This is a genomic window from Streptomyces malaysiensis subsp. samsunensis (assembly GCF_024519315.1).
Taxonomy (GTDB): Bacteria; Actinomycetota; Actinomycetes; order Streptomycetales; family Streptomycetaceae; genus Streptomyces; species Streptomyces malaysiensis.
Window position 1 is genome coordinate 22,247 of sequence record NZ_JANIIC010000097.1, and the last position, 6,115, is coordinate 28,361.

At 70.0% G+C, this 6,115-nt stretch carries 2 protein-coding genes and 1 pseudogene; all 3 read left to right on the forward strand.

Going from position 1 to position 6,115, the window contains the following annotated elements; translation table 11 throughout:
- The first annotated feature begins 35 nt into the window (after window positions 1-35).
- Window positions 36-767 (forward strand): VIT1/CCC1 transporter family protein, encoded by a 732-nt coding sequence (locus tag NQU54_RS44750; protein WP_069870077.1) that lies wholly within the window; start codon window positions 36-38, stop codon window positions 765-767.
- A 329-nt stretch (window positions 768-1,096) separates the two neighbouring features.
- Window positions 1,097-5,647, forward strand: coding sequence for a glutamate synthase large subunit (gltB, locus tag NQU54_RS44755; RefSeq protein ID WP_257636036.1), 4,551 nt, complete (start codon window positions 1,097-1,099; stop codon window positions 5,645-5,647).
- A pseudogene (gene gltD / locus NQU54_RS44760) lies at window positions 5,640-6,115 on the forward strand (glutamate synthase); the annotation flags it as partial. The gene gltB and the pseudogene gltD, both read left to right, overlap by 8 nt.

Sequence of the window (6,115 nt, forward strand, 5' to 3'; positions counted from 1 at the left end):
TCGCCACACCCTTCTCGAAGGGAGCACATCTTCATATGTCCGTCATCGACACCGCCGAGTCCCCGCACATCGCCCACCGCGACAACCACACCCACCGTGATGTGAACGGCGGCTGGCTGCGGCCCGCCGTTTTCGGCGCCATGGACGGACTGGTCTCCAATCTCGCGCTGATGACCGGTGTGGCCGGCGGTGCCGTGGACCGGCAGACCATCGTGATCACCGGTCTGGCGGGCCTCGCGGCCGGGGCCTTCTCCATGGCCGCCGGTGAGTACACCTCCGTCGCCTCCCAGCGCGATCTGGTCCAGGCCGAACTGGAGGTGGAGCGGCGCGAGCTGCGCAAGCACCCCGTGGACGAGCTGGAGGAGCTGGCGGCGCTCTACGAGTCGCGCGGGGTGGAGCCGGCCCTGGCCCGTGAGGTGGCCGAGCAGCTCTCGCGCGACCCCGAGCAGGCGCTGGAGATCCACGCCCGCGAGGAGCTGGGCGTGGACCCGGACGATCTGCCGTCGCCGCTGGTGGCGGCGGTGTCCTCGTTCGGCTCCTTCGCGCTGGGCGCGCTGCTGCCGGTGCTGCCGTATCTGCTGGGTGCCACGGTGCTGTGGCCGGCCGTGCTGCTGGCGCTGATAGGGCTGTTCGGGGCCGGTGCGGCGGTGGCGCGGGTGACCGCCCGCAGCTGGTGGTACAGCGGGCTGCGGCAGCTGGTGCTGGGCGGTGCGGCGGCGGGTGTGACCTATGCCCTGGGCGCTTTGTTCGGAACGGCCGTAGGATGACACACATACGGCGAGCCGCATAATCACGCCGTTACCCCTCGGTTTCGATCCTTTTACAGGCGGGCATAAGCCCGAAGCGCTTGGGCAGTGTCGCCCGGTCAGCGCCATGGCGACGTCGGTCGCCCGGTGAACAATTGCCCGTACTGCCTGATGTCAGCCCACCCCCAGGGGCGTGATGTCACCCCACCCCGCCCTGGGGTGTCCGCATGATGGAATGGAACTTCCGCTTCCCGAGATTCCGCCCATCATGTAACCTGCACGAAATTTCGCGGAGGGCCAACGTCGTCCCTCGGCACACGCAAGATGCCATGACGACGACGGGAGAGCCGATGCGTTCCGCATCCCACCCCGCCCGACAGGGGATGTACGACCCGCGCAATGAGCACGACGCCTGTGGCGTCGGCTTCGTGGCGACCCTCACCGGCGAGGCCAGCCATGAGCTCGTGGAGCAGGCTCTCACCGTGCTGAGGAACCTCGAGCACCGCGGAGCCACCGGTTCGGAGCCCGACTCCGGCGATGGCGCGGGCATCCTCGTCCAGGTTCCGGACGCCTTCCTGCGGGCCGGTGTGACCGGCTTCGAGCTGCCCGAAGCCGGTGCCTACGCGGTGGGCATCGCGTTCCTCCCCGAGGGTGAGACCGAGGGCGCCGCCGCGGCGGAGCACATCGAGCGGCTCGCCGCCGAGGAGGGCCTGACCGTCCTCGGCTGGCGCGAGGTGCCCGTCGCCCCCGAGCTGCTGGGCAACGGCGCCCGGTCCACCATGCCCGCCTTCCGCCAGCTCTTCGTCGCCGACGGCACCAGCACCGGCGTGGCCCTGGACCGCAAGGCGTTCGTGCTGCGCAAGCGCGCCGAGCGCGAGGCGGGGGTCTACTTCCCCTCGCTGTCCGCCCGCACCCTGGTCTACAAGGGCATGCTGACCACCGGTCAGCTGGAGCCGTTCTTCCCCGACCTCTCCGACCGCCGCTTCGCCACGGCCGTCGCGCTGGTCCACTCCCGGTTCTCCACCAACACCTTCCCGAGCTGGCCGCTGGCCCACCCGTACCGCTTCGTCGCCCACAACGGTGAGATCAACACCGTCCAGGGCAACCGCAACTGGATGCGCGCCCGGGAGTCCCAGCTGGTCAGCGATCTGTTCGGGGAGAAGGGCCTGGAGCGGATCTTCCCCGTCTGCACCCCGGACGCCTCCGACTCGGCGACCTTCGACGAGGTTCTGGAGCTGCTCCACCTCGGCGGCCGCTCGCTGCCGCACTCGGTGCTGATGATGGTCCCCGAGGCGTGGGAGAACCACCCCTCCATGGACCCGGCCCGGCGCGCCTTCTACCAGTACCACTCCACGATGATGGAGCCCTGGGACGGCCCGGCCTGTGTCACCTTCACCGACGGCACCCAGGTCGGCGCCGTGCTGGACCGCAACGGCCTGCGGCCCGGGCGCTACTGGGTCACCGACGACGGTCTGGTGGTGCTCTCCTCCGAGGTCGGCGTCCTGGACATCGACCCGGCCAGGGTGGTCCGCAAGGGCCGGCTCCAGCCGGGCCGGATGTTCCTGGTCGACACCGCCGAGCACCGCATCATCGAGGACGACGAGATCAAGGCCGAGCTGGCCGCCGAGGAGCCGTACGGCGAATGGCTCGAGGCCGGTCTGATCGGCCTGGCCGACCTCCCCGAGCGTGAGCACATCGTGCACACCCACGCCTCGGTCACCCGCCGTCAGCAGACCTTCGGCTACACCGAGGAGGAGTTGCGGGTCCTGCTCGCGCCGATGGCCAAAGCGGGCGCCGAGCCGATCGGCTCGATGGGCACCGACTCGCCGATCGCCGCCCTCTCCGAGCGGCCGCGGCTGCTGTTCGACTACTTCACCCAGCTGTTCGCGCAGGTCACCAACCCGCCGCTGGACGCGATCCGCGAGGAGCTGGTCACCTCGCTGATCTCCTCGCTGGGCCCGCAGGGCAATCTGCTGGAGCCGACCTCGGCCTCCTGCCGCAGCGTCACCCTGCCCTTCCCGGTGATCGACAACGATGAGCTGGCCAAGCTCATCCACATCAACGCCGACGGGGACATGCCCGGCCTCAAGGCCGCGAACCTCTCGGGTCTGTACCGGGTCGGTGGCGGCGGTCAGGCGCTCGCCGCCCGGCTGGACGAGATCTGCGCGGAGGCCGACCGGGCCATCGAGGACGGCGCCCGGCTGATCGTGCTCTCCGACCGCCATTCGGACGCCGAGCACGCCCCGATCCCCTCGCTGCTGCTCACCTCCACGGTCCACCACCACCTCATCGGCACCAAGCAGCGCAGCCAGGTGGGGCTGCTGGTCGAGGCGGGCGACGTCCGCGAGGTGCACCATGTCGCGCTGCTGATCGGCTTCGGCGCCGCGGCCGTCAACCCGTATCTGGCCATGGAGTCGGTCGAGGACCTGGTCCGGGCGGGGACGTTCCTGCCCGGTGTCGAGGCCGAGACCGCGATCAAGAACCTGATCAAGGCGCTCGGCAAGGGCGTTCTGAAGGTCATGTCCAAGATGGGCATCTCGACCGTGGCCTCCTACCGGGGCGCACAGGTCTTCGAGGCCGTCGGCCTGGACGAGTCCTTCGTGGACAGGTACTTCCACGGCACCGCCACCAAGATCGGCGGCGCGGGCCTGGACGTCATCGCCAAGGAGGTCGCCGCCCGCCACGCCAAGGCGTACCCCGCCTCCGGCGTCCCCTCAGCCCACCGCACGCTGGAGATCGGCGGCGAGTACCAGTGGCGCCGCGAGGGCGAGCCGCACCTCTTCGACCCCGAGACGATCTTCCGGCTCCAGCACTCCACCCGGTCGCGCCGCTACGACATCTTCAAGAAGTACACCGATCGGGTGAACGAGCAGTCCGAGCGGCTGATGACGCTGCGCGGCCTGTTCTCCTTCAAGGGGGAGCGGCCCTCGATCCCGATCGACGAGGTCGAGCCCACGAGCGAGATCGTCAAGCGGTTCTCCACCGGCGCCATGAGTTACGGCTCCATCTCCCAGGAGGCGCACGAGACCCTCGCCATCGCCATGAACCGGCTGGGGGCCAAGTCCAACACCGGTGAGGGCGGCGAGGACTCCGACCGGCTGCACGACCCGGCCCGGCGCTCGTCGATCAAGCAGGTGGCCTCCGGCCGCTTCGGGGTGACCAGCGAATACCTGGTCAACTCCGATGACATCCAGATCAAGATGGCGCAGGGCGCCAAGCCCGGCGAGGGCGGTCAGCTGCCCGGCCACAAGGTCTACCCCTGGGTGGCCAGGACCCGGCACTCCACCCCGGGCGTCGGTCTGATCTCCCCGCCGCCGCATCACGACATCTACTCGATCGAGGATCTCGCCCAGCTGATCCACGACCTGAAGAACGCCAACCCCCAGGCGCGGATCCACGTCAAGCTGGTCTCCGAGGTCGGCGTCGGCACGGTGGCCGCGGGCGTCTCCAAGGCCCACGCCGATGTGGTGCTGATCTCCGGCCACGACGGCGGCACCGGCGCCTCGCCGCTCACCTCGCTCAAGCACGCGGGCGGCCCCTGGGAGCTCGGCCTCGCCGAGACCCAGCAGACACTGCTGCTCAACGGGTTGCGCGACCGCATCGTGGTGCAGACCGACGGCCAGCTGAAGACCGGCCGTGATGTGGTGATCGCCGCGCTGCTCGGCGCCGAGGAGTTCGGCTTCGCCACCGCGCCGCTGGTGGTCTCCGGCTGTGTGATGATGCGCGTCTGCCATCTGGACACCTGCCCGGTCGGCATCGCCACCCAGAACCCGGTGCTGCGCGAGCGCTACAGCGGCAAGGCCGAGTTCGTGGTGAACTTCTTCGAGTTCATCGCCGAGGAGGTCCGCGAGCTCCTCGCCGAGCTGGGCTTCCGCTCCCTGGACGAGGCCATCGGCCACGCCGAGCTGCTGGACACCGCCCGCGCCGTACAGCACTGGAAGGCCCAGGGCCTGGACCTGGCCCCGCTGCTGTACGTGCCCGAGCTGCCCGAGGGCGCCGTCCGCCACCAGGCGGTCGAGCAGGACCACGGCCTGGCCAAGGCGCTCGACAACCAGCTGATCAAGCTGGCGGCCGACGCGCTGAACGCCGAGAGCGCCGAGGCCGCCCAGCCGGTCCGGGCCCAGATCGCGATCCGCAACATCAACCGGACCGTGGGCACCATGCTCGGTCATGAGGTGACCCGTAAGTTCGGCGGCGCGGGCCTGCCCGACGACACCATCGACATCACCTTCACCGGCTCGGCCGGCCAGTCCTTCGGCGCGTTCGTGCCCAGCGGGGTCACGCTGCGGCTCGAGGGCGACGCCAACGACTACGTGGGCAAGGGCCTCTCCGGCGGTCGGCTCATCGTCCGCCCGGACCGGGGCGCGGACCACCTCGCCGAGTACTCCACCATCGCGGGCAACACCCTCGCGTACGGCGCGACCGGCGGTGAGATGTTCCTGCGCGGCCGGGTCGGCGAGCGGTTCTGCGTCCGCAACTCCGGCGCCACGGTCATCTCCGAGGGCGTGGGCGACCACGGCTGCGAGTACATGACCGGCGGCCGCGCGGTCGTCCTCGGCCCCACCGGCCGGAACTTCGCGGCCGGTATGTCCGGCGGAATCGCCTATGTGATCGACCTCGATCCGGACAATGTCAATGTCGATCTGCGGGACGCGGTCGGTGCGCTGGACGACACCGACCAGCGGTGGCTGCACGACGCGGTGCGCCGCCACCACGAGGAGACCGGATCCACCGTCGCGGGTGCGCTGCTCGACGACTGGGAGACCGCCCGTACCCGCTTCAGCAAGATCATCCCTGCTACGTACCAGGCCGTGCTCGCCGCCAAGGACGCCGCCGAGCGTGCCGGGCTCTCCGAGTCCGAGACCCACGAGAAGATGATGGAGGCGGCGATCAATGGCTGACCCCAAGGGCTTCCTGACCACCGGCCGTGAGGTGGCCGAGACCCGTCCGGTGGAGACGCGCGTCAAGGACTGGAACGAGGTCTACGTCCCGGGCTCGCTGCTGCCGATCATCAGCAAGCAGGCCGGCCGGTGCATGGACTGCGGCATTCCGTTCTGCCACAACGGCTGTCCGCTGGGGAACCTCATCCCGGAGTGGAACGACTACGCCTACCGGGGGGACTGGCGCGAGGCCAGCGAGCGGCTGCACGCGACCAACAACTTCCCGGAGTTCACCGGGCGGCTGTGCCCCGCCCCGTGCGAGTCGGCCTGCGTGCTCGGCATCAACCAGCCGCCGGTGACCATCAAGAACGTCGAGGTCACCATCATCGACAAGGCGTGGGACGCGGGCGATGTCACCCCGCAGCCGCCCGAGCGGCTCAGCGGCAAGACCGTCGCCGTGATCGGCTCGGGACCGGCGGGGGCGTGCCG

Coding starts and splice junctions, on each gene's coding strand:
- NQU54_RS44750 (WP_069870077.1), top strand. CDS start 36: ATGTCCGTCATCGACACCGCCGAGTCCCCGCACATCGCCCACCGCGAC.
- gltB (WP_257636036.1), top strand. CDS start 1,097: ATGCGTTCCGCATCCCACCCCGCCCGACAGGGGATGTACGACCCGCGC.